The organism is Limnobacter sp., assembly GCF_036846585.1.
Lineage (GTDB): Bacteria > Pseudomonadota > Gammaproteobacteria > Burkholderiales > Burkholderiaceae_B > Limnobacter.
In genome coordinates this window covers 1-20,046 of the sequence record NZ_DAIUBR010000035.1, presented here as the reverse complement: position 1 = coordinate 20,046, position 20,046 = coordinate 1, and the positions used below count along the sequence as shown (strand labels likewise).

The 20,046-nt window shown below is 53.6% G+C and carries 21 protein-coding genes; 15 read left to right on the top strand and 6 right to left on the bottom strand.

The genetic code is table 11. The features are described 5' to 3' along the window. Window positions 1–2 precede the first annotated feature (2 nt). The 5 genes from V7028_RS13300 to V7028_RS13280 all read left to right on the top strand — a co-directional run bounded on the left by V7028_RS13300 (window position 3) and on the right by V7028_RS13280 (window position 5,980). A complete protein-coding gene (locus tag V7028_RS13300; RefSeq protein WP_334120567.1) occupies window positions 3–2,156 on the top strand; it encodes a TonB-dependent receptor in 2,154 nt (717 codons plus the stop codon). 3 nt (window positions 2,157–2,159) lie between these two features. Continuing rightward, on the top strand, window positions 2,160–3,260 hold the full coding sequence (locus V7028_RS13295; protein ID WP_334120566.1) for a PepSY-associated TM helix domain-containing protein: 1,101 nt from the start codon (window positions 2,160–2,162) through the stop codon (window positions 3,258–3,260). Next, window positions 3,257–3,421, top strand: coding sequence for a hypothetical protein (locus tag V7028_RS13290; protein ID WP_334120565.1), 165 nt, complete (start codon window positions 3,257–3,259; stop codon window positions 3,419–3,421). Before V7028_RS13295 ends, V7028_RS13290 begins: the two co-directional genes overlap by 4 nt. 100 nt (window positions 3,422–3,521) lie before the next feature. Then, entirely contained in the window at window positions 3,522–4,655 is a 1,134-nt protein-coding gene (locus V7028_RS13285) for a putative solute-binding protein (protein WP_334120564.1), read from the top strand. Window positions 4,656–4,690: 35 nt separating this feature from the next. Next, entirely contained in the window at window positions 4,691–5,980 is a 1,290-nt protein-coding gene (locus V7028_RS13280) for a di-heme oxidoredictase family protein (RefSeq protein ID WP_334120563.1), read from the top strand. Here the strand turns inward: V7028_RS13280 and V7028_RS13275 are convergent. Both V7028_RS13275 and V7028_RS13270 read right to left on the bottom strand, forming a co-directional pair. Continuing rightward, window positions 5,977–6,579, bottom strand: coding sequence for a nitroreductase family protein (locus V7028_RS13275; protein WP_334120562.1), 603 nt, complete (start codon window positions 6,577–6,579; stop codon window positions 5,977–5,979). The genes V7028_RS13280 and V7028_RS13275 overlap by 4 nt on opposite strands. Window positions 6,580–6,670: 91 nt before the next feature. Next, window positions 6,671–7,885 carry an iron-containing alcohol dehydrogenase gene (locus tag V7028_RS13270; protein ID WP_334120561.1) on the bottom strand — a complete coding sequence of 405 codons (1,215 nt, stop codon included), beginning with the start codon at window positions 7,883–7,885 and terminating at the stop codon, window positions 6,671–6,673. A gap of 176 nt (window positions 7,886–8,061) precedes the next feature. On the opposite strand from V7028_RS13270, the gene V7028_RS13265 reads away from it, so the two are divergent. Beyond that, window positions 8,062–10,095 carry a TonB-dependent receptor family protein gene (locus V7028_RS13265; protein WP_334120560.1) on the top strand — a complete coding sequence of 678 codons (2,034 nt, stop codon included), beginning with the start codon at window positions 8,062–8,064 and terminating at the stop codon, window positions 10,093–10,095. Window positions 10,096–10,099: 4 nt separating this feature from the next. Here V7028_RS13265 and V7028_RS13260 read toward each other — a convergent pair whose 3' ends face one another. Further along, complete coding sequence (locus V7028_RS13260) at window positions 10,100–10,540, bottom strand: hypothetical protein (RefSeq protein ID WP_334120559.1); 441 nt, start codon at window positions 10,538–10,540, stop codon at window positions 10,100–10,102. A gap of 29 nt (window positions 10,541–10,569) precedes the next feature. Then, complete coding sequence (locus V7028_RS13255) at window positions 10,570–10,809, bottom strand: peptidoglycan recognition protein family protein (protein ID WP_334120558.1); 240 nt, start codon at window positions 10,807–10,809, stop codon at window positions 10,570–10,572. A 190-nt stretch (window positions 10,810–10,999) separates the two neighbouring features. On the opposite strand from V7028_RS13255, the gene V7028_RS13250 reads away from it, so the two are divergent. Beyond that, window positions 11,000–12,103 (top strand): alpha/beta fold hydrolase, encoded by a 1,104-nt coding sequence (locus V7028_RS13250; protein WP_334120557.1) that lies wholly within the window; start codon window positions 11,000–11,002, stop codon window positions 12,101–12,103. A gap of 4 nt (window positions 12,104–12,107) precedes the next feature. Here the strand turns inward: V7028_RS13250 and V7028_RS13245 are convergent, their stop codons facing one another. Both V7028_RS13245 and V7028_RS13240 read right to left on the bottom strand, forming a co-directional pair. Next, window positions 12,108–13,535, bottom strand: coding sequence for an LVIVD repeat-containing protein (locus V7028_RS13245; protein WP_334120556.1), 1,428 nt, complete (start codon window positions 13,533–13,535; stop codon window positions 12,108–12,110). A gap of 137 nt (window positions 13,536–13,672) precedes the next feature. Beyond that, window positions 13,673–14,338, bottom strand: coding sequence for a DUF305 domain-containing protein (locus V7028_RS13240; protein WP_334120555.1), 666 nt, complete (start codon window positions 14,336–14,338; stop codon window positions 13,673–13,675). Between the two features lie 127 nt (window positions 14,339–14,465). Between V7028_RS13240 and V7028_RS13235 the strand changes: the two genes are divergently transcribed. From V7028_RS13235 to modA, 8 genes are all read left to right on the top strand, one after another. Further along, window positions 14,466–15,191, top strand: coding sequence for a hypothetical protein (locus V7028_RS13235; protein WP_334120554.1), 726 nt, complete (start codon window positions 14,466–14,468; stop codon window positions 15,189–15,191). A gap of 92 nt (window positions 15,192–15,283) precedes the next feature. Next, window positions 15,284–15,721, top strand: coding sequence for a MarR family winged helix-turn-helix transcriptional regulator (locus V7028_RS13230; RefSeq protein ID WP_334120553.1), 438 nt, complete (start codon window positions 15,284–15,286; stop codon window positions 15,719–15,721). Window positions 15,722–15,808: 87 nt separating this feature from the next. Continuing rightward, window positions 15,809–16,231, top strand: a complete 423-nt coding sequence (locus tag V7028_RS13225; protein ID WP_334120552.1) for an organic hydroperoxide resistance protein — start codon at window positions 15,809–15,811, stop codon at window positions 16,229–16,231. Between the two features lie 79 nt (window positions 16,232–16,310). Beyond that, window positions 16,311–17,300 (top strand): amidoligase family protein, encoded by a 990-nt coding sequence (locus V7028_RS13220; RefSeq protein WP_334120551.1) that lies wholly within the window; start codon window positions 16,311–16,313, stop codon window positions 17,298–17,300. An 86-nt stretch (window positions 17,301–17,386) separates the two neighbouring features. After that, a complete protein-coding gene (locus V7028_RS13215; protein WP_334120550.1) occupies window positions 17,387–17,956 on the top strand; it encodes a gamma-glutamyl-gamma-aminobutyrate hydrolase family protein in 570 nt (189 codons plus the stop codon). Between the two features lie 5 nt (window positions 17,957–17,961). Then, on the top strand, window positions 17,962–18,393 hold the full coding sequence (locus tag V7028_RS13210) for a YqaA family protein (RefSeq protein WP_334120549.1): 432 nt from the start codon (window positions 17,962–17,964) through the stop codon (window positions 18,391–18,393). A 22-nt stretch (window positions 18,394–18,415) separates the two neighbouring features. After that, complete coding sequence (gene arsH, locus V7028_RS13205) at window positions 18,416–19,126, top strand: arsenical resistance protein ArsH (RefSeq protein WP_334120548.1); 711 nt, start codon at window positions 18,416–18,418, stop codon at window positions 19,124–19,126. A 4-nt stretch (window positions 19,127–19,130) separates the two neighbouring features. Beyond that, complete coding sequence (modA, locus tag V7028_RS13200; protein WP_334120547.1) at window positions 19,131–19,895, top strand: molybdate ABC transporter substrate-binding protein; 765 nt, start codon at window positions 19,131–19,133, stop codon at window positions 19,893–19,895. The last annotated feature ends 151 nt before the right edge of the window (window positions 19,896–20,046 follow it).

The window sequence follows — 20,046 nt, the reverse complement described above, 5'->3', positions numbered from 1 at the left end:
GCATGATCTCCACCAACCCAAAACTGAGCGCAGTGGCCCTGGCTGTATTCGCTGCATTGTCTTCAACTGCCTTTGCGCAAACTGCGGAATTGCCCGCTGTGCAGGTCAACGCCAGTGCCGATGCATCGGCCGAAGGTTTGGCCCCCGAATATGCGGGAGGACAAGTGGCCACGGGTGGCCGCGTGGGTTTGTTGGGTACCCAGTCGAACATGGACACGCCTTTTGCCTTGACCAGTTACACATCAACACTGATTCAGAACCAGCAAGCGGCCAGCGTGGGTGACGTGTTGTTGAACGACCCCGCTGTGCGTGTGGCGCGTGGTTTCGGCAATTTCCAGCAAGTGTATCTGGTGCGCGGTTTGCCGATTTTTTCCGATGACATGTCGTACAACGGTTTGTATGGGTTGCTGCCGCGTCAATACCTAGCCTCGGAACTGATCGAGCGGGTGGAAGTGTTGCGCGGAGCCAATGCCTTTCTGAATGGTGCTGCACCCGGCGGCAGCGGTTTGGGTGGTGCCATTAATGTGGTGCCCAAGCGTGCGCCGAATTACGACATCAACCAGGCCACGGTGGGCATTCAGGATGGGGGCGAGGCCTATTTGGCAGGCGATTTTGCGCGCCGCTTCAATGAAGGCTCCACCGGTGTGCGGGCAACAGTTGCCAAGCGCGATGGCGACACTAGCGTGGATGGCGAATCACGCGAACTGACCCTGTTTGCCGTGGGTGCCGATTTCCGCAGCGACAAACTTCGCATTTCAGCAGACCTGGGTTATCAAGACCACAAGCTGCAGGCTTCCCAGCCCAACGTAACGATTGCCGCCAACCTTGCAATTCCGGCTGCTCCACGTGCCGACCGCAGCATTGCCCAACCCTGGACTTATTCCAACGCAGAAGACACCTTTGCCACGGTGCGCGCTGAATACGATTTCAACAACACCGTGACCGGCTGGTTGGCCGGTGGTGTTCGGGAAAGCAATGAAGCGGGCAACTTTGCAAATCCCACTGTAACGAATCAACAGGGCGATACCAATTCGCTCCGCTTTACGAACACACGCGAAGATTCTGTGCAAACTGCAGAAGCTGGTTTGCGTTTCAAGTTCAACACAGGTGGTGTGAAGCACACTGTGAGCACCTCTGCATCGGTGTTTGAACTGGAATCAAAAAATGCATTCGCATTCTCCAGTTTTGCCGGGTTCAGTGGCAATATTTACAACCCAATGCCTGTCGATGAGCCACCGGCCAATGCGTTTCTGGGTGGCGATTTGGGCAACCCCCTGGTGACCGCGAAAACAGAAACCTCAAGCCTTGCAATTGCCGACACCCTGGCATTCTTGAACGATCAGCTGTTGGTGACCGTGGGCGTACGCCGCCAAACTATCGAGTCCACCAGCTTTGATTTCAACAGCGGGGCGCAAACCGACAATTACTCAGAAAGCGCCACCACCCCGGTGGCTGGCGTGGTGTACAAAATCAATCCACAGTATTCCGTGTACGCCAACTACATTGAAGGTTTGGTCCGGGGTGACACCGCCCCGACCACTGCCAATAGTCAGCCCGTGACCAACGCAGGCCAGGTATTCAAGCCCTTTAAAACTGAACAAACCGAAATTGGCTTGAAGTACGACGGCGGCAGCGTGGGTGGTTCGGTGTCTGTGTTCCAAAGCGACAAACCCGTCTATGGCGTTGACAGCAACAACACCTACACCCAGGTGGATGATCAAACCAACAGGGGCCTGGAGATCATGGCGTTTGGCAAAGCCAGCAAAACAGTGACCGTGTTGGGCGGCATCAGCTTCCTGAATACCGATGTGGACGGCAAGGATGCAATTGGCGCACCGCAGCGGCAGGCAAATGTGGGTGTTGAATGGAGCCCTGAACAATTGACCGGTTTTGCGTTTGAAACGCGTGCCTTGTACACCAGCAGCCAGTACGCCAATTCAGCCAACACACAGGAAGTGCCATCGTGGACGCGGCTGGACATGGGTGTGCGTTACGTCATGCCTGTGGGCAACGATCAGGCACTGACCCTGCGCGCCCGTTTGGACAATGTGACCGACCGCAACTATTGGGCTTCGTCCGGTGGTTTTCCCGGGTTTGGTTACCTGACCATCGGCAACCCGCGCACCTTGACGGTGTCGGCTTCGCTGGATTTTTAAGTCATGACCAAGCAGTCTATTCGCACCTGGGTGTGGCTGCACAAGTGGAGCAGCCTGGTGTGCACGGTATTCATGTTGATGCTGGGGCTGACCGGTTTGCCCTTGATCTTCGAGCATGAAATTGCGCACCTCACCGGGGCCGATGTGGAGCCGGTGGATTTGCCTGCGGATCACCCCCGGATCAGTCTGGACCGGGTGATGGACATTGCCATTTCACAGTACCCGGACAAGGTGGGCATGTTCGTGTCGCAAGACCCGGACGATGACCGTGTGTGGTACGTCACCTTGTCCAAAGCACCCAACCTTGAAGAAGGTTTGAAGCAGGTGGCGGTGGACGCTCGCACCGGTGAAGTGGTGGCGGAACCCGCGCTGGAAGGCGGGGTGATGAACTTTATTGAATCCTTGCACGTGGACATGTTTGCGGGTTTGCCCGGCATGGTTTTTCTGGGCTTCATGGGGTTTCTGTTGTTGATTGCACTCGTGTCGGGTGTGGTGCTGTATTCGCCGTTCATGCGTAAGTTGGGTTTTGCGCAAGTGCGCACCGACAAAGAAAAACCGACCAAGTGGCTTGATGTGCACAATGCCCTTGGCATTGTTACCTTGGTGTGGTTTTTTATGGTGGGGGGCACAGGCGTAATCAACGCGTGGGGTGAATTGCTGTTCATGAACTGGCAACGCACGCACCTGGCCGACATGGTGGCACCCTACAAAGACAAGGCACCTTTGCAGCAGTTGGGTTCCTTGCAGGCTGCAGTAGACAGCGCATTGGCGCTTGAACCCAAGCGCACGATCCAGTTCATTGCTTTTCCCGGCACCAGTTTTTCAAGCCCGCATCACTATGGTGTGTTTTTGCGTGGCAGTGAACCGGTGACGGCGCACACCTCCAAACCTGTGTTGGTCGACGCCAGCACCGCAGAAGTGACCGCCAGTGAAAGCCTGCCCTGGTACCTCACGGCCTTGCAGGTTTCGCAACCCTTGCACTTCGGTGATTACGGCGGCTTGCCCATGCAGATCATTTGGGCGATTCTCGATATTTTCACAATGATTGTGCTGGGCAGTGGCCTGTACCTGTGGTGGGTTAAATACCGAAAGGTGGCCGCATGAACCGGGGCATGAAGTTGTGGTGTTGGCCGATGGTGGTTGGCATCGTGACCGGTGCGGGCTTGGTTGCTGCCTTATTGGGCGATGGCGCCTGGGATTACTGGTCCTGGCTTACCCTTGGTGGTGTCAGCCTGCTGTGCGCTGTGGTTGCCAGAAAAATTTAATCCGGATTCACAACCCGAACATCAAGTTGCGCAGCGTGGTTGACCGGGATGCAGTGCCTGATGCAAGATGTAACCGCCCAGTTACATCTGTGACCACACCATGCTGCCCACCCGCTTGCTGAACATTGCGCTGACCCTGTCGGGTTTTCTATTCGCGCACAACGCTTTTGCACAAGTCAAAGGGCCTGAAATACCGCCGGGTTTGATTGGCAATGTGTCGCGCCAACTGATGAAAGAAATGAAGCCGCTGGACAAGCCGCTGCACATCAAGATTTGCATTTTTGATATTTTGGGCAAGGCCGGCCCGGTGTTCAGCATTGCGCAAGACATCGCCCTTGAAGCCCGCAAGTGGAATGTGTTTGCCGAGCTGATTCCCTACACCAATGAAACCGTGGCAACAGAATCGTTTCGCACAGGGCAGTGTGAAGCGGTGGGCATTACCACGTTACGCGCGCGCATGTTCAACACCTTCATGGGCAGTTTTGATGCAGTCGGTGCAGTGCCTTCCTACGCGCATGTAAAAACCGCCTTGCAAGTGCTGATGGGCAACGATGCCTTGTACGATTTGTCGATTCAGGGAAAGTATCAAGTGGTGGGCATGGCCCCGCTGGGCGCAGCGTATGTGATGGTGAACGACCGTTCGATTGATTCCATCGAAAAAGCCGCTGGCAAAAAAGTGGCCGTGATGGACTGGGACAAAAGCCAGGCCAAAATGATTCAACAACTGGGTGCACAGGCGGTACCCAGCGACATCACCAACTTTGCCCAGAAGTTCAACAATGGCGTGGTTGATATTGTGGCAGCGCCCGCCGTGGCTTTTGCACCGCTAGAGCTTTACCGGGGCTTGGGCACCAAGGGTGGTGTGTACAAAATGCCGTTGCTCAACGTGACTGGTTCGGCAATCATCAACCGAACCCGCCTTGAAAAAGAAGTACCCGATCTGGATGATCGTTTGAAAAAAATGCGCAAGTTTGGTTTGGGTTTTATCGACCAGGCACTGGAAGTCGTAAAAACAATCGAGAAGCAGGTGCCCGCCAGATACTGGATGAACGTAACACCGGCGGATCAGGAAAAATACAATGTGATGATGCAACAGGCCCGCATTCAATTGACCCAGGAAGGTGTGTACGACAAACGCATGATGAGCCTTCTGAAAAAAGTGCGTTGCCACCACACCCCCAGTGCTGCCGAGTGCAGCACCACGGCTGAATCCGATTTCCCGTTGAAGCAGTAAGAAAATTATAAAAATACAATGACTGACAAAAAAACATGATCAATTCTCCACGCGCCATGGTGTCCATGGCAGCACTTGGCCTGCTGTTGTGCGCCTGCACTTCGGAAGACACCTCTGTCAGCAACAATTCAGGAGCCAACGTTCAAGCCGCATCAAGCAATGGTGCCCGCACCCGGATTGGGGCTGTGCCCATTGATGGCTTAAGCCCCATTCAATTGGCCAGGTTTAAGGAAGGCAAGGCCGTATTTGAAAAGGTGTTTACCCCAACCACCGGCTTGGGTGCTGTGTTCAATGCCCAAAGTTGTGTGGAATGTCATGGGCAACCAGCAACTGGCGGAACCGACCCTCAAAGAAGCATTCAGCGCTTCACCACCGTGTTGGCACCGCAGTTTGCCGTGGGTCTTGTGACGCAGGCTGATGGCGCACCGCATGTGCATCCAAGGTCGGTGGCACTGGAGTTTCCTGATGAAGTACCGGGGTGCACTGTTGAAGGCGAACGTGTGCCGCAGCATGCGCTTGCCAGCACCACACGGGTCACCCCCCACCTGTTTGGAATCGGATTGCTGGAGAACATTCCAGACACCACCCTGATTCAAAATGGAATTGACAGTGAGCAAGACAATCCAGAGATCAGTGGTCGCCCAGGCGCGATGTTTCCTGGTGGCGTTAATGATCCAGGCGCAATGGATCAACTGATTGGGCGCCTTGGTGCCCGTGGATTTGTGGCTGACGTACAGTCATTCACGCAAGGGGCGTTTTCAACCGAACTTGGCATGGCCACCTTTCATCCCCTGTTTGCCGCGCCGGTGCGGCCCAATGGGAATGTGGCGACGCCTGAATGCATGCCTTTCGTTGGAGAGGCCGTCAGTTTGGAGCAAACCCAGGCCACTGCAGATTTTCAGCGCTGGTTGGCACCACCCCCGAAACTTGAACTTCATGGAATCGCCGTGCGTGGCGAGCAGGTCTTCAGGGACCTGAAGTGCAGCAGTTGCCACACACCGATGATGAAAACATCGCCCTTGGTACCTGCGCCGTTGAATGACCGGGAAGTGTGGTTGTATTCAGACCTGCTGTTGCACGATATGGGCGAAGCGCTGGCAGACAACGCACCGGAAGGTTTGGGTTTGTCCACGGAGTGGAAAACAGCGCCTTTGTGGGGTGTGGGCCAAACCGAGAAGCCCTTGCTGCATGATGGGCGTGCCGGGCGCGATTTCGTTAAAGCAATCCAGTTTCACGGTGGTGAAGCCGAGGGCGCGAAACGCCGCTTTCAGGATTTGAATCCTGCCGATCAAGCGGCGTTGATCTCGTTTCTGAAAGAACTTTAGAATGTGTTGTTCACCAGCACTTCATTCAGGGCAAGTTGACCTGGCTTTGGCCAAGGCGCTTTGGTGCCTTTGCCAATCGCCACCATGGGGCCCATCACATAGTCGTCCGGCAGCTTGATCAGTTTCGCCACCTCTTCAATGTCGAAGCCGATCATGGGGCATGAGTCCAGACCAATGCCTTTTGCAGCCAGCATCAGCGTTTGCATGGCCATGCCGATCGAACGTTGCGCTTCGTCGCGTTGCAGCCACTCGCGTCCGTCATGAAACGGGCCCATCCAGCCAACCAGCAGGTCGGCCACTTCTTTGGGCGCAAGGGACCAGTAGCGGGAGGGGCTTTTGTCCCAAGCCTTCATGTCGGCCGTCATGACGACCAGCAATGATGCATCGGTGATCTGTGCCTGGTCATTGCCCAGCTTGCGCATTTCTGCACGCAAAGCCTTGTCGCGTACCACCACAAAACGCCAGTGTTGAATGTTGAAGCTTGTGGGCGCCTGAATGGCGGCTTCAAACAGTTTCTTTTCTTCGTCGGCTGAGATGATGTATTCAGGATCGAATGCCTTGATGGCACGGCGTTGATAGATTGCGTCGAATAATTCCATGTACCGCTCCGTTTTTTTTCCGTATAAAAAAAGCCGAAACCCTGGAGGGGATTCCGGCCAATAGTGTACAGGCTAAAAAGGGGAGGTTATGTCAGGTTGTGGGTAGCATGTTCTTGATTACGGTTTCGGCCACGCGCTGGTTCATGTAGCGTGGCACTGCGTAGGTAAAGCGCGCTTCAGCAATTGCAGAACGCGCCACCTTTGGAATGTCAGTGGCCTTCAGTGCGGCCAGGTGGACTGGAATGCCGAACTTCGCATTCATTTCCCGAATGCGTGCAATGAAGGCGCGTGCCAAATGAATATCGTCCGCCCCTTTTTCACCAATTGCGCAGGCGCGCGCCAGAATGGCCAGGCGGTCGGCACAATTGGGCAGGGAATAATCCAGCACATGTGGCATTGCAATTGCATTGGCCAGCCCGTGGGGGGTGTGGTACAAGGCGCCAAACTTGTGGGCAATGCCATGCACGTAACCCACGCCAGCTTGCGTAAACGCCATGCCTGCCAAATGCGAAGCACGTGCCATTTTCTGGCGGGCTTCAATGTTGCCGCCATCGGTGACGGCGGTTTCAAGGTATTTCATCACCAACTGTGTGGCCTCAATGGCTTTCTCGTCGGTCTTTTTCATGGCGTTTCTGGACACGAACGATTCAACCGCGTGGGTCAGCGCGTCCATCCCGGTGGCGGCGGTAATGTGTGGGGGCAGGCCTGCCATCAAAGCGCCATCCAGTGCGGCGGCGGTTGGCATCAGTTTCAGGTCCATGGCGGCAGCCTTGCGCTGGTTTGCGGGGTCGCTCACCACGGCGGCAATGGTCACTTCTGAACCAGTACCTGCCGTTGTGGGCACTGCATACAGGGGCAACATGCCGCGCCACACGCGAAACAGACCGGTCATTTTCATGATGGGTTTCTGGTTTTTGGCACGTGCGCCTATCAGCTTGGCGGCATCAATCGGGCTGCCACCACCCACGGCCAGAATGGCATCGCAATCATGTTGTGCCAGCACTTTGTAGCCGGCTTCAATCTGGGCAATGGTGGGGTTGGGTTCCACACCATCGAAAATGGCGTACTTCACTTTCAGCAATTCCAGCTCGGTTTTCATCTGGTCGAGCACGCCCAGTTTTACCAGCACGGCATCGCTGACAATCAACACGCTGGTGTGCCCCTGGGCTGCCATGTGGCGCACCAGTTCCAGAGAAGATCCGCTGCCTTCGAACACCCGGGGCCACTTGAACGGAAGCAGGGCGGTGACCACTTTGAACAGGGCCATGTAGAGGCGAAGGAACAGCACTTCGAGTGCGTGCAACATGCGGGAGTCTCCAGATTTTTTATAATAGGGTTTACAAGTGTTACCACGATTGTACAAACACAGTGGGGGTTTGTCGCAGAGGAAATATTCCATTTTCATGAAGATCGGGAAATTTTCACGAGACATTTCATGCAAGCTGGCCGCACTTTAACCACAACAATTCAGAGACATCTTTCATGAAGCACCGCAGTTCATCCTTGTTGGCGACCATTGCCGCATTGGGGCTGATGCCCGCCGCCTTTGCGCAAACCGCGAAGCTTGACGACTTCGTGGTGTCGGCCACCCGTGAAGCCCGCGATCCGTTTGAAGTGTCCGCTTCGGTCGACAAAATCAACCAGAACACGCTGGAGAAAGCTGCCAGTTTTCAGGTGAATTTGTCGGAAACCCTGACCCGTGTGCCCGGCTTGGTGATCAACAATCGCAACAATTTTGCGCAAGACCTGCAAATTTCAATTCGTGGTTTTGGTGCCAGGGCTACTTCGGGAGTGCGCGGCGTGCGTTTGTTTTCCGATGGCATTCCGGCCACCATGCCTGATGGTTCCGGGCAAATTTCGCACTTCAGTTTAAGTTCGACTGAATCCATTGAAGTGTTGCGCGGGCCATTTTCATCGTTGTACGGCAATTCTTCGGGTGGCGTTATTTTGCTGACCACCGAGAACCCGCGCGTTGGCACCGAGCTGGAAGTGAACCAGATTTTTGGCACCGACAGCACGCGGCGAAGTGGAGTCAAGCTGAACAAGGGTAATGAGGAAGTGGGCATTGTGATTGATGCGTCTACCTTTCGAACCGATGGTTATCGGGACCACAGCAAAGCCCGCCGCGACAACTTCAACAGCAAAATGGTGTGGAATTTAAGCAGCTACACGCGGCTAAGCTGGGTGGTGAACTACGTGGACATTCCCCTGGCCCAAGACCCAGCCGGTTTGACTGCCGAACAACTGGCACAAAACCGCAGGCAGGCCGGCACCAACACAGTGGCCAGAAACACCAACAAAACTGTCGAGCAAAGCCAAACCGGTATTGTGCTTGAACACCGGTTTACGCCTGCCACCAATGTGACCTTCAGCCCTTACTACGGCGACCGTAAAATTCGACAGGTGCTGGCCAGCAGCGCGGTGATCGATTTGAAGAATGAGTACAGCGGTGCCGACCTTCGTTTTGGTCACCAAACCAGCTTGCTGAAAAAGCCTTTGTTTTTGAATGCAGGTTTAACCGTGGGCGAGCTGGAACAGGCACGTTTGGGTTTTTTCGGGGCCAGCACCACGCCCAACCGGGATGAAGCCAATACGGCCAGCCAGTTCGACCAATACTTGCAGGCTGAATACTTTTTCACCGACAAATTCAGTGTACTGGGTGGTGTAAGAAATTCATCCATCAAGATTGAATCCCGCGACCAGTTTTTGAGCAACGGCAATGGCAGCGGCAGCAAAAAGTACGACGAGGTGACCAGCAATCTGGGTTTCACTTACCGTTTGCAACCCAACATCAACACCTACATTTCCTATGGTGAGGGGTTTGAAACACCTACCTTGCTGGAAACTGCTTACTTGTCGGTTGCGCCGCCAAGCCCCAACTTCAATTCTGAATTGGAGGCCGCCAAAAGTGAACAACTTGAAGTGGGTGTGAAAGCCAGGTTTGGCGGCACCAAAGTGAATGCTGCGCTGTACACGGTGGACACCGAGAATGAAATTGTGGTGCTGGCTGCCAATGGTGGTGCCACATCGTTTCAAAATGCGGGCTCCACCAGCCGTGAAGGCGCGGAATTAGGCTTGCAACATGCCTTCAACAATCAGTGGCAGGCCAATGCTGCGGTCAATTACATTCGCGCCACTTACGGCACCTCGGTCAACAGCATTCAGGCGGGCAACAGCCTGCCCAGCATTCCGAAAAAAACCTTCTTTGGTGAGGTGGTGTACAGACCTTCCAGCCTGTACGAGGCCGCAACTGAATTGCGCTATGTCGATAAGCTTTTTGCCAATGATGCGAACGATGCCTTTGCGCCATCCTATTCAGTGGTGAACCTGCGTGCCAGCAAAGACTGGCCGCTGGACGGTGGCTGGAATGTGCGCACCTATGCCCGGGTCGACAACGTGTTCGATAAGGAATACGTGGGTTCGGTGATCGTGAACCAAGGGGCAGGGCAGTTTTTTGAGCCCGCCAGCGAGCGTCAGTTTTTGTTGGGTGTGACGGTGGGATTGAAGTGGAAGTAAAATTTTAAAAACAGTCAGTACAGCCAAACTCGATTTGTGAATCATCGGGGTAGATGACCCTGGCGGTTCCTCCAGCCCTGATTTCCCAACTCACAGTTTGTTGTTGGTGAGTTGATGTGCCCCGTATATAGCAAGGTAGATACTCGAATTCATCGTGAATTTCACGTGGTGTTTTCACATTGGCCTTAATGAAGAATTGTTCAATTTCTTTTTCTTGCATGGTGAAGTCTTTACAAAACTCTCCACCAGATTGAAACCCCCGCTCGACTATTTGGATATCAGTGAAAGCGTTTTTATTTTGACTGGAGTCGCAAGCGACCAGCCAGAATGCGCAAATCCAAAAAATGAAATGAAGTTTTGTCATGCGACGATCATCTCCACGTTGCAGATTTTGCTTCAGAAGGTTTTTTGTATGAAACCTCTGGGTGTCGATAAACGTCTTCATCGTCCATATCGTCGTTGGTGGGATAGCGTTCAGGGTAGGTTTTGCCGGATTCGAACCGTTTGAACCACCGTACCATCTTTCTCGATCAAAAAATGGGCGCCATTTTGACCAGATTTGTAGCTTGAATATGCTGATTCAGAACCTGAAGAGCCAGTTTGGTGAACAACAATGGCATTAACCTTTGCCATGGTTCCTTTTTCAATTTGCGAGTAAATATCCGTTTTAATGGATGTGTTCTTGATTACACCGTCTTTAATTTCAATGATCATGGCAAGATTTTTTAACGTGAACGCGCCAAGTTACCATTGCTTGACATGTAGTCCCAACTGTTCACTCGAGTGGATTAATTATTATTGGCTAATCAAGGGTGGGTTTAGAATGTCAACACCAATGCACCAAGTCATCCCGCTGTTAGAATCTGACACACATCATTTTCACAATTGAATCAGGTTCCCCGCCATGTCCACAGCACTCAGTCTTCGCCGCATCGGCCACATGTCCAGCAACGGCTGGAATCGTTTGTTCAAATCGGAATCCATGGTGCGGGCTGGTTTGCAGCCATTTGAAATTGTTCACCAAAGCGGTATTCACAGTGTTCGCCACTACCTGCCTTTGATTGAAGAAAGCATCACGGTGTGCGACGAAACGCTGCCTGTTAGCAAGAAGCCAAACAAAATTCCCTTGGTGCTGGTGGCCCCACTGGCCGTGAACATGTTTGTGTACGACCTGCTGCCCGAACGCAGTTTTGTGCGCTACCTGATGGCGCAAGGCTTTGATGTGTACCTGATCGATTGGGGCAAGCCCACGCGCAAACAGGCTGGTTTGACGCTTGAAAATTACATCAAGGAATTTTTGCCTGCCTGCCTGAATGCCGTGCGCGAACACAGTGGCTCGAAAAAGCTGAACCTGCAAGGCTGGAGCATGGGCGGTGGTATGGCACTGGCCTACACCGCTTTGTTCAAGGATGAAAACATCAACAAGATCGTCACTTTCGGCACACCGATTGACGGGCATGCCAACGGCCCAATCGGCCAGCAGTACAAGCGCCTGGCCCACCTGTTGAAATCGGCCCGAATCAATTTCCGCAAGGTGCCTGCCAAGTTGCTGTACACCCCGGGTTGGGCCAACGTGATCGGTTTCAAACTGCTCGACCCCGTGGGCAGCCTGAAAGGTTACTGGAACCTTGTAACCCAGTTGCACGACCGCGAATTTGTTGCGCAACACGCCAACCAGGCCGCCTTCATCGACAGCCTGGAAGCCTACCCCGGTGGCGCCATTCGCGACTGGTTTGCCAGCATTTGGCTGGAAAACGAAACCGCGCATGGTCAATTCAAAGTGGGCAAGGCCGTGGCCAACTTCAAAGACATTACCTGCCCCGTGCTGGGCATCGCAGGCAAAACGGATAATCTCGCCAACGTGGCCTGTTGCAAGCCAATTACCAAAGTGGTGGGCTCTGAAAAATCAGAATTCTTCATCGGCCCCGGTGGCCACATTGGCATCATGAGCGGCAAGGAATCGCCCAAGACCATTTGGGCGAAAACCGTGAGCTGGTTGAACGCTTAACTTGTCATTTCAAGGGATAGGCTTCGTTGGTGAACTTCAACACCATGAAGCCGTTGTCCTGACAGGTCACCCAAACTTGATCGCTGCCCACAAAGCGGGGCGGTGAACTGCACCAGTCGGTGCTCAAATCTGCGGTAAAACCAAGCGCACTGCTGGCATGTTCGGAACCTGCAAGTTGTGCTTTTTTCTCGGATTGCGCTGGCGGGTTGTAATAAGCAATCTCTTTTGCGGCAAGTGGATCGCGTATGTCGAACACCCGCACACCCGATTGAAAATAGCCGCAGGCAATCGCGGTGGGGTTTATTTTTCGGTCCACGCCGCAGTAATGGCCTTCGTAACCAAAGGTTCCGTTGTTTGCCGTGTCTGCGGCCCGAATGTCGGCGTTTTCTTCCGCATGAATGGCCAGCTTCAGTTTGGATACAACCACGGGCGCAGTTTCATCAGAAATGTCGATAATTCGTGCTGCACCAGCGCCGCCTTCATCCACCGCAATCACAAACGGTTTGCCGTTGTAGGAAACCGGAATGGTGTGCTGGCTCAAGTCGCCGTCTTCCCAATACACGCTGCCCACCTCGGTCAGCATGGGCACCGGGTCGCGGTTCTGAATGCTGCTGGTGTCCAGAATGATCACGCCGGGCGGAGTCAGCGATGTCAGGTACATTCGGTTGCCGTCTTCACTCAATTCAAAACCGTGGTTGCTGGGTGAAGCAATGGTGGTGTACAAAATTCTCGGCAGGCTGGGGTCGCTGGTGTCAATTGCCGTAATGCTGCCCGGGTTTAAACCAGTGGCCCAGTACGTGTTGCCGTCGGGCGACCAGGCGCCTTCATGGCCAATCAAGTTGGCGGGCAGTGTCAGGTTGGCTGCAAAAGAATTCAACAAAATGGGTTGTGCGCAATCGGTGCCAATGTCGTAAATATCGAAAAAACCGGCACTGAGCACAGGCCCCACCGCAACGCCACCCAGCAGGCCGCGGGCCTCGTTCACTTTCAACGATTCCCAGGGGCTTTGCAAAAACGCAGGGCTGGTCAGGTTGGTGGAAAGTGTCGGGTTACTCGGGTTGCTGGCGTCAATGACCTGCACCCCTTGCGACACTTTGTTGGGAATGCCCGTGAAGGTGGTGCCCATGTACGAACAGGTTTTGTACGAAGGATTCACCCAGGTACTGCCTTCGCCCTGATATTGGCCAACCAGTTCCATATTGCACTTGTAGCCTTGCTTGCTGCGCCCGCTTTCCCGGTCTGCCAGTGAAACCTGGCCTTGAATGCCGGTTTCCGGCACGGAACCTGCGCCGCACTGGGCGGGTTCAACAAAGCTTGCCCCGCTTGATCCACTGGGTGTTGTTCGGGTGGTTGGGGTGCCGCCACTGCCATCAGAGCCACATGCCGCCAAAGTGGCCGTGCCTGCAATCAACCAAAGTACCTTCTGTTTCATCCCTGTCTCCTCTGTCATTTTTTTATCATCGTAGGGTTTGGGCACTTACTGATTTCTGACAGTTAACAAACTCCTTACAAATCTTCGCCTTGTGCTGTCCGTGTTGTTACAGCATGAGCCCGGCAAAATATTCAATCTCAGGCATTGAGTTGGGACAACAGTTTTCTCATCAGGGATATTTCGGCGTTTTGCTCCCGAATTATCGCTTTGGCCAAACCCTTGACCAGCAACGATTCGCCGTTGTTGACAACAAACCGGGCCATCGGAATGGCCGCTTCATGGTGCTTGATCATCGATTCAAGAAATTGGCGTTCAAGATCAATGCCAGACAGACTACGCATGTGGTTGAATTCATCCACATTTAACATTCCGGGCATTGCGCCTTTTTCGGCCTTGCATTGCGTGATGTACAACAGGTCTTGAACATTGGTGACGTTGCGGGCGTTTTCTACCCATGCCATCGGTGCTTTCGCTTGGGGCGTCACTTTCTGGTTCCAGGCTGTTAGCCAGCCTTTCATCTGACCAATTTCCTGCAACTGCGCCGTTAAAATGCCGTGGGCCAGCAAATCGATGTTGGGCGAAACTTTGCCTTTGACCAGGCTTGCCATCGAAATGGCCTGGTCGTGATGAATGATCATGCTTTGCGCAAACCCGATGTCCACTGCATTGGGTTGCAGGTTGCGGGCTGCTGTCTGAGTTGTGTTGGGCATCCACTGGGGCTGGAACCCGTGCATGACCAGTGCCCCCACCAGCAAGCCAATCGTGAATATGCCCAATTGTGGGAAGTGCCGTTTTGAATTCATGTTGCGTTGCCCCAATTCATCATGCGTTTGATTTGGTACTGAGCCACGGTTTGATTTAGATGTAATATCAGATCAAGGTGTCCGCGCAATTCGATGGCTACCCGTTAAGTTATCAAGAACAACAACAGTGCATGGTTTTGTTGAAAACCAGCAGGGCGGTGTGGGTATGAAGGTCACGGGTGCTTTGCATAGGCGCGTGCTGCTGACGCATGTCAGTACCTTGGCTTTGTGTATGGCGGTCTTGTTTTCGACCCCGCTTCATGCCAATGGTTTTGAAAATCTCGAAGACGCAGAACTGATTGACCACATTGCTGGCACCGTGGCCCGCAACTACGGTGAAATGTATGGTTATCAGGTTGCTTTCAAACTGATTGGCAAGGAAGTGTTGCACCACTCAGCCCTGCTGGTGCAGTACAACGCGCACGTGAAGCGGTGCACATTTTTGGTTAGTACCCGGGACAGAAACTGGTACAACTTTCAGCAGTACATGCGGTTTTTCAAGGACCTTCCCAAGAAGGTGGTGTACGAAGCCTTTTTCGCACACGAGTCTGGCCACTGTGTACAGAAAAAGGAAAAGATTGACCTTGGCTCGACACAGCGGCGTCATCGGGAAGAGCTGTATGCCGATTTGTTTGCACTTTCCCATGTTGAAAGGCATTTCCCGGAACATCGGCATGCATTTGAAGTCGCCTTGCTGGACATGCGCCGTGCAGCCTTTGGTATTCAAAAAGACTACGGTTTTTACAAAGAACTGCTGAAGTTCCAGCACAGCCCCGATTTACACGCAGCGCTCACTGTAAAAAATCCCCAAGAACGCGCTTATTCAATTGCAAGAGTAGTCGATTTGTTGTGATCCATCGGTTTTTGCCCTAGACAAGGGTGACTCAAATCGTTCAAGCGATTACACTTAAAGCACCCAAACCGACTGGTTAAAACACTTATAAAATGAAACCCGAAAACCCGCTCGCTTTAGAAAACCAGCTTTGTTTTTCACTTTATGCCACGTCCCTTGCGATCACTCAGGTTTACAAACCCTTGTTGCAGCCCTTGGGTTTAACTTTTCCACAGTACCTTGTCATGATGATTCTCTGGAAAGAAGACGGTGTCAGTTTGATCAATGTGGCACGCCAACTTGGCCAGCAACCGGGTGCATTGACACCGGTTATCAAGCGCATGGCTGAGCAGGGTTTGCTGACCCGAAACCGCAGTGCAGACGATGAACGCCAATTGCAAATTTACCTGACCGAGGAAGGCAAGCGCATTCGGGACAAGGCATTGGATGTGTACGCCTGCGTCGTGGATCAATGCGGCATGAGCCTAGAAGAAATTCATCGCCTGAAATTCGAGTTGGACGCACTTCGCGAGCGATTGTTGAAAAGCTGATTGCTTGCTTTTAGAAAGTTATTGCGATAACATAATTGGTGATTGCGATAACTTTATCCAGAAACTTCAAACCAAGGAGAAGAGAACATGGACGTTGTTTACTCAACCAAAGCAACCTCGACGGGCGGCCGGGAAGGCCGTTCAGCCACCGAAGACGGTCGTTTGAATGTACAGCTCAGTACCCCCAAGGAACTAGGCGGCGCTGGTGGCCCAGGTACCAACCCAGAACAATTGTTCGCAGCAGGTTATTCAGCCTGTTTTATTGGTGCCATCAAGTTTGTTGCCGGGCAGGACAAAATCAAGCTGCCCGCAGAACCTGAAATTACTGCCACAGTAGGCATTGGCGGCAACCCCAAGGGGGTGGGCTTTGCCATCACGGTGGACATGTCGATCAAACTGGAAGGCATGGACAAAGCGGATGCCGAGGCATTGGTTGAAAAGGCGCATCAGGTTTGCCCGTACTCCAACGCAACCCGTAACAATGTGGATGTAAGGTTGACTGTGGTGTAATTCACCATAGCCAGCAAGCCGTTTGAAAGCGGTGGGCTTGAAAAGGCCCGCCGCTTTTTGTTTTTTTGCAGAGAGGAATATGCGCAGCAAGTTTGCTAAACCCCTTTGGATGCTCAACGAGCGTGGTGAAACCCGTTGCGTTGGTTTTGAACTGGAGTTCGCCGGGCTTGACCTGAAAACTGCAGCGAACGCAGTTGCAAGTGCCTTTCAGGGCGAAATTCTGGTCGACACGCAAGCCGAATGCAAAGTGAAGCACCCGCAGTATGGCAATTTCAAAATTGAACTGGATTGGCTTTTTGCGAAAAACATGGCGCGGCGCAGCTTGCAAAGCCAGCGTCCCAGTGAAGAGGCAGTGATCAGCCTGATGACGAATTTGGCGCGCCAGGTCGTGCCACTTGAAGTGGTGTGCCCGCCTGTGCCTGTGAATCAACTGGATGTGTTGGGCCAGGTGGTAAACAACCTGCAGCAGGCCGGTGCGCTGGGCACTGCTGATTCACTGATCTATGCATTCGGCGTGCACATCAATGCTGAATTGCCCGGGCTGGACCCAGAAACGCTGGTGGCCTACATGCAGGCTTACTGCGTGGCCCAATATTGGTTGATCAAGGCCCACGGCGTAGACCCGGTGCGTCGATTGATGCCCTACATCGATCTTTATCCGAAACGCTATGTTCAAAAAGTATTGGGGTACACAACGCAAACTTCCATGGCCCAAATCATTGATGATTACCTGGAAGACAACCCCACGCGAAATCGCGGAATGGACCTTTTGCCCCTGTTCAAACATCTGGATGAGGCGCGGGTATTGGCTGTTGTTGAAGACGAACTTGTCAACGCACGGCCCACCTTTCACTATCGCCTGCCCAATTGTGAAATTGAAGATCCGCAGTGGCAGTTGGCCAGCAGCTGGAATATTTGGTGTGTGGTGGAACACCTGGCGGCCGATCCGGTCGCATTGAAGTCCCTGCGCGAGCAATGCGTGGCCTATAACAACAACTTGATCAACCTGAAGGAAGAGCCTTGGCACCAGGAACTGGCGCAAATTCACGAAAACCTGTTGTCGGTGTAACTGGCAATGCCCGGTGGTTTTCCCCATCATGGTTCTGCATCCGGTTTGCTGTGTGGCTAGCGGGTGGCAAGGCCAGGCGAATCAGCGTGAAACACCAATGGCCCATCGGGCAGATTGATGCCCTGATTGTCAGTGGTGGCGACGACATTCACCCGTCCCTTTATGGCGAAGAAGAAATGCCCAAGGCGCAGTACGACCCCATGCGCGATGCACTGGAGCAAATGCACATTGCCTGGGCACTTGAACACAATTTGCCCATGCTTGGCATTTGCCGGGGCACGCAACTGATCAATGTCAGCCTGGGTGGAAGTTTGTACAGCGACATACGTGGGCGCCGAAAAATGACATCCAACCGTGGCACGGTGTTGCCGCGTAAAACGGCAGCACTTCGCGCAAAAAGTGTTCTGGGCCAAGTGGTGAAAGCCAGCCGCTTGCGCATCAACAGCCTTCACCATCAGGCAATTGACGATTTGGGCGAGAATGTGCGCGTGGTAGCCCGCGACCTGGACGGGTTTGTGCAAGGCATAGAGCCCGCCGGGCAGGGTTGTTGGCTGGGTGTGCAATGGCACCCGGAATATCTGTTCTACCGCACGCATCACGTGCGCCTTTTCAAATGGCTTGTGCAACAATGCAGGCAGACTGCGCAAGGCGCTTGATCCCTATGTCGTATCTTTTTTTGTTTATCTCGGCTTTTTTGGCGGCTACCGTGCTGCCTTTTTATTCCGAGGTGGTGCTGTTCGGCATGATCCGTGCCGGTGAACCCGCGGGCCTGTTGCTGTTGGTTGCGGCGGTGGGCAATACACTGGGATCGGTGGTGAACTGGGTGTTGGGGCGTTACCTGCTGCGTTTTCAGCACAAAAAATGGTTCTATTTCAAGCCCGCGCAAATTGAAAAAATGCAGGTCTGGTTTCAGCGTTATGGCGTGTGGAGCCTGTTGCTGGCCTGGATGCCCATTGGCGGTGACCCGTTGACACTGGTCGCCGGTATCATGCGGGTAAACCTGTGGCTGTTTATTTTGCTTGTGGGCATCGGTAAAACTTTTCGATACATGGCTGTGATCTATTTTTCTGAATTGTCAGTGGCCTGGTTTTAATTTTTTCTGGACTTCAATTTTCATGACTACTTCGGACTTGCCCCAACTGGACATCCATTGCTTCAAGCAGCCCGACCGCGTGTTGCTGGGTGACAGCCTGGATCACCCACCCCGAATCCTGATTTTGTATGGTTCATTGCGCGCGCGGTCATTCAGCCGCCTAGCCGCCGAAGAGGCAGGGCGCCTGCTCACCTTGATGGGCGCGGAAGTGAAGTTTTTTGACCCCAGTGGTTTGCCCCTTGTAGATGAAGCGAATGAGCAGCACCCCAAGGTGCAGGAACTGCGTGAACTGGCGGATTGGTCCGAAGGGCAGGTGTGGAGTTCACCCGAACGCCATGGTGCCATGACCGGTGTCATGAAAACCCAGATCGACTGGTTGCCACTAAGTGGTGGTGCCAAGCGGCCAACGCAGGGAAAAACGCTGGCAGTGATGCAGGTGTGTGGCGGTTCCCAATCGTTCAATGCCGTGAACCAGTTGCGCGTGTTGGGCCGCTGGATGCGCATGATCACCATTCCCAATCAGTCCTCGATTGCAAAAGCGTTCATGGAATTCGATGACAACAACCGCATGAAGCCTTCGCCGTATTACAACCGCCTGGTGGATGTTATGGAAGAACTGATGAAGTTCACACTGATGACCCGCGGCCATGCGCAGTATTTGGTTGACCGGTATTCCGAGCGCGTAGAGTCGGCAGAAGAATTGTCCAAGCGCGTGAACCAGCGAAGCATTTAACGCCATGTTCAAAACAATCGGATGTGCATTGTTGTTGGTGTGGACAGGCTTTGCCCAAGCGGGCACGGCCACTGTTGCGGCGGCCGCCACCTTGCGCTACGCACTGGATGACATTGCACCCCGGTTCCGGCAAGCCACAGGACACACCGTGAAAGTGGCCTATGGTTCGTCGGGTAATTTTTACAGTCAGATCAAACAGGGCGCGCCGTTTGATGTGTTTTTATCGGCCGACATGGCGTTTCCTCAAAAACTGGTGGCTGAAAAACTGGCCAACCCCCCTGTGCATGCCTATGCAGAAGGGCGGCTGGTTTTGCTGGTGTCCAACAAAAGCCCATTGAAAGCGGATGGCAGTTTGCAAGACCTGGCTGCTGCGCTGATGGACGGCCGCCTGACCAAACTTGCAATTGCCAACCCCAGCGTGGCCCCCTACGGCATGCGCGCCCGGGAAGCATTGATGCATGCAGGCTTGTGGGCGCGTATTCAACCCCGCCTGGTGGTGGGTGAAAATATTTCACAAGCCACGCAGTTTGCCAGTTCGGGGGCCGCACAGGCAGGGCTGGTGGCCTTGTCGCTGGCCGTGTCGCCACAGCTGGTTTCGCACACGCGTTTTGAGCGGGTGCCCAAAGAATGGCACCAGCCACTTCGCCAGGGCATGGTGCTGATTCACGCCGCAAACCCCGCAGCCCAGGCTTTTTACGATTACCTGAAAACCGCCCCAGCACAGGAAGTGCTGAAAAAATATGGGTACGATGAACCGGTTGCACAATAACACCCCATAGCAAAACACATGGACTGGTCTGCTTTTTCCCTTTCAATACAACTGGCCTTTGGCACCTTGCTGGTGTTGCTGCCCATGGGCTTGTGGGTGGGGCGCTGGCTGGCGCGCACACAGTTCAAGGGGCGGGCATGGCTTGAGGCGG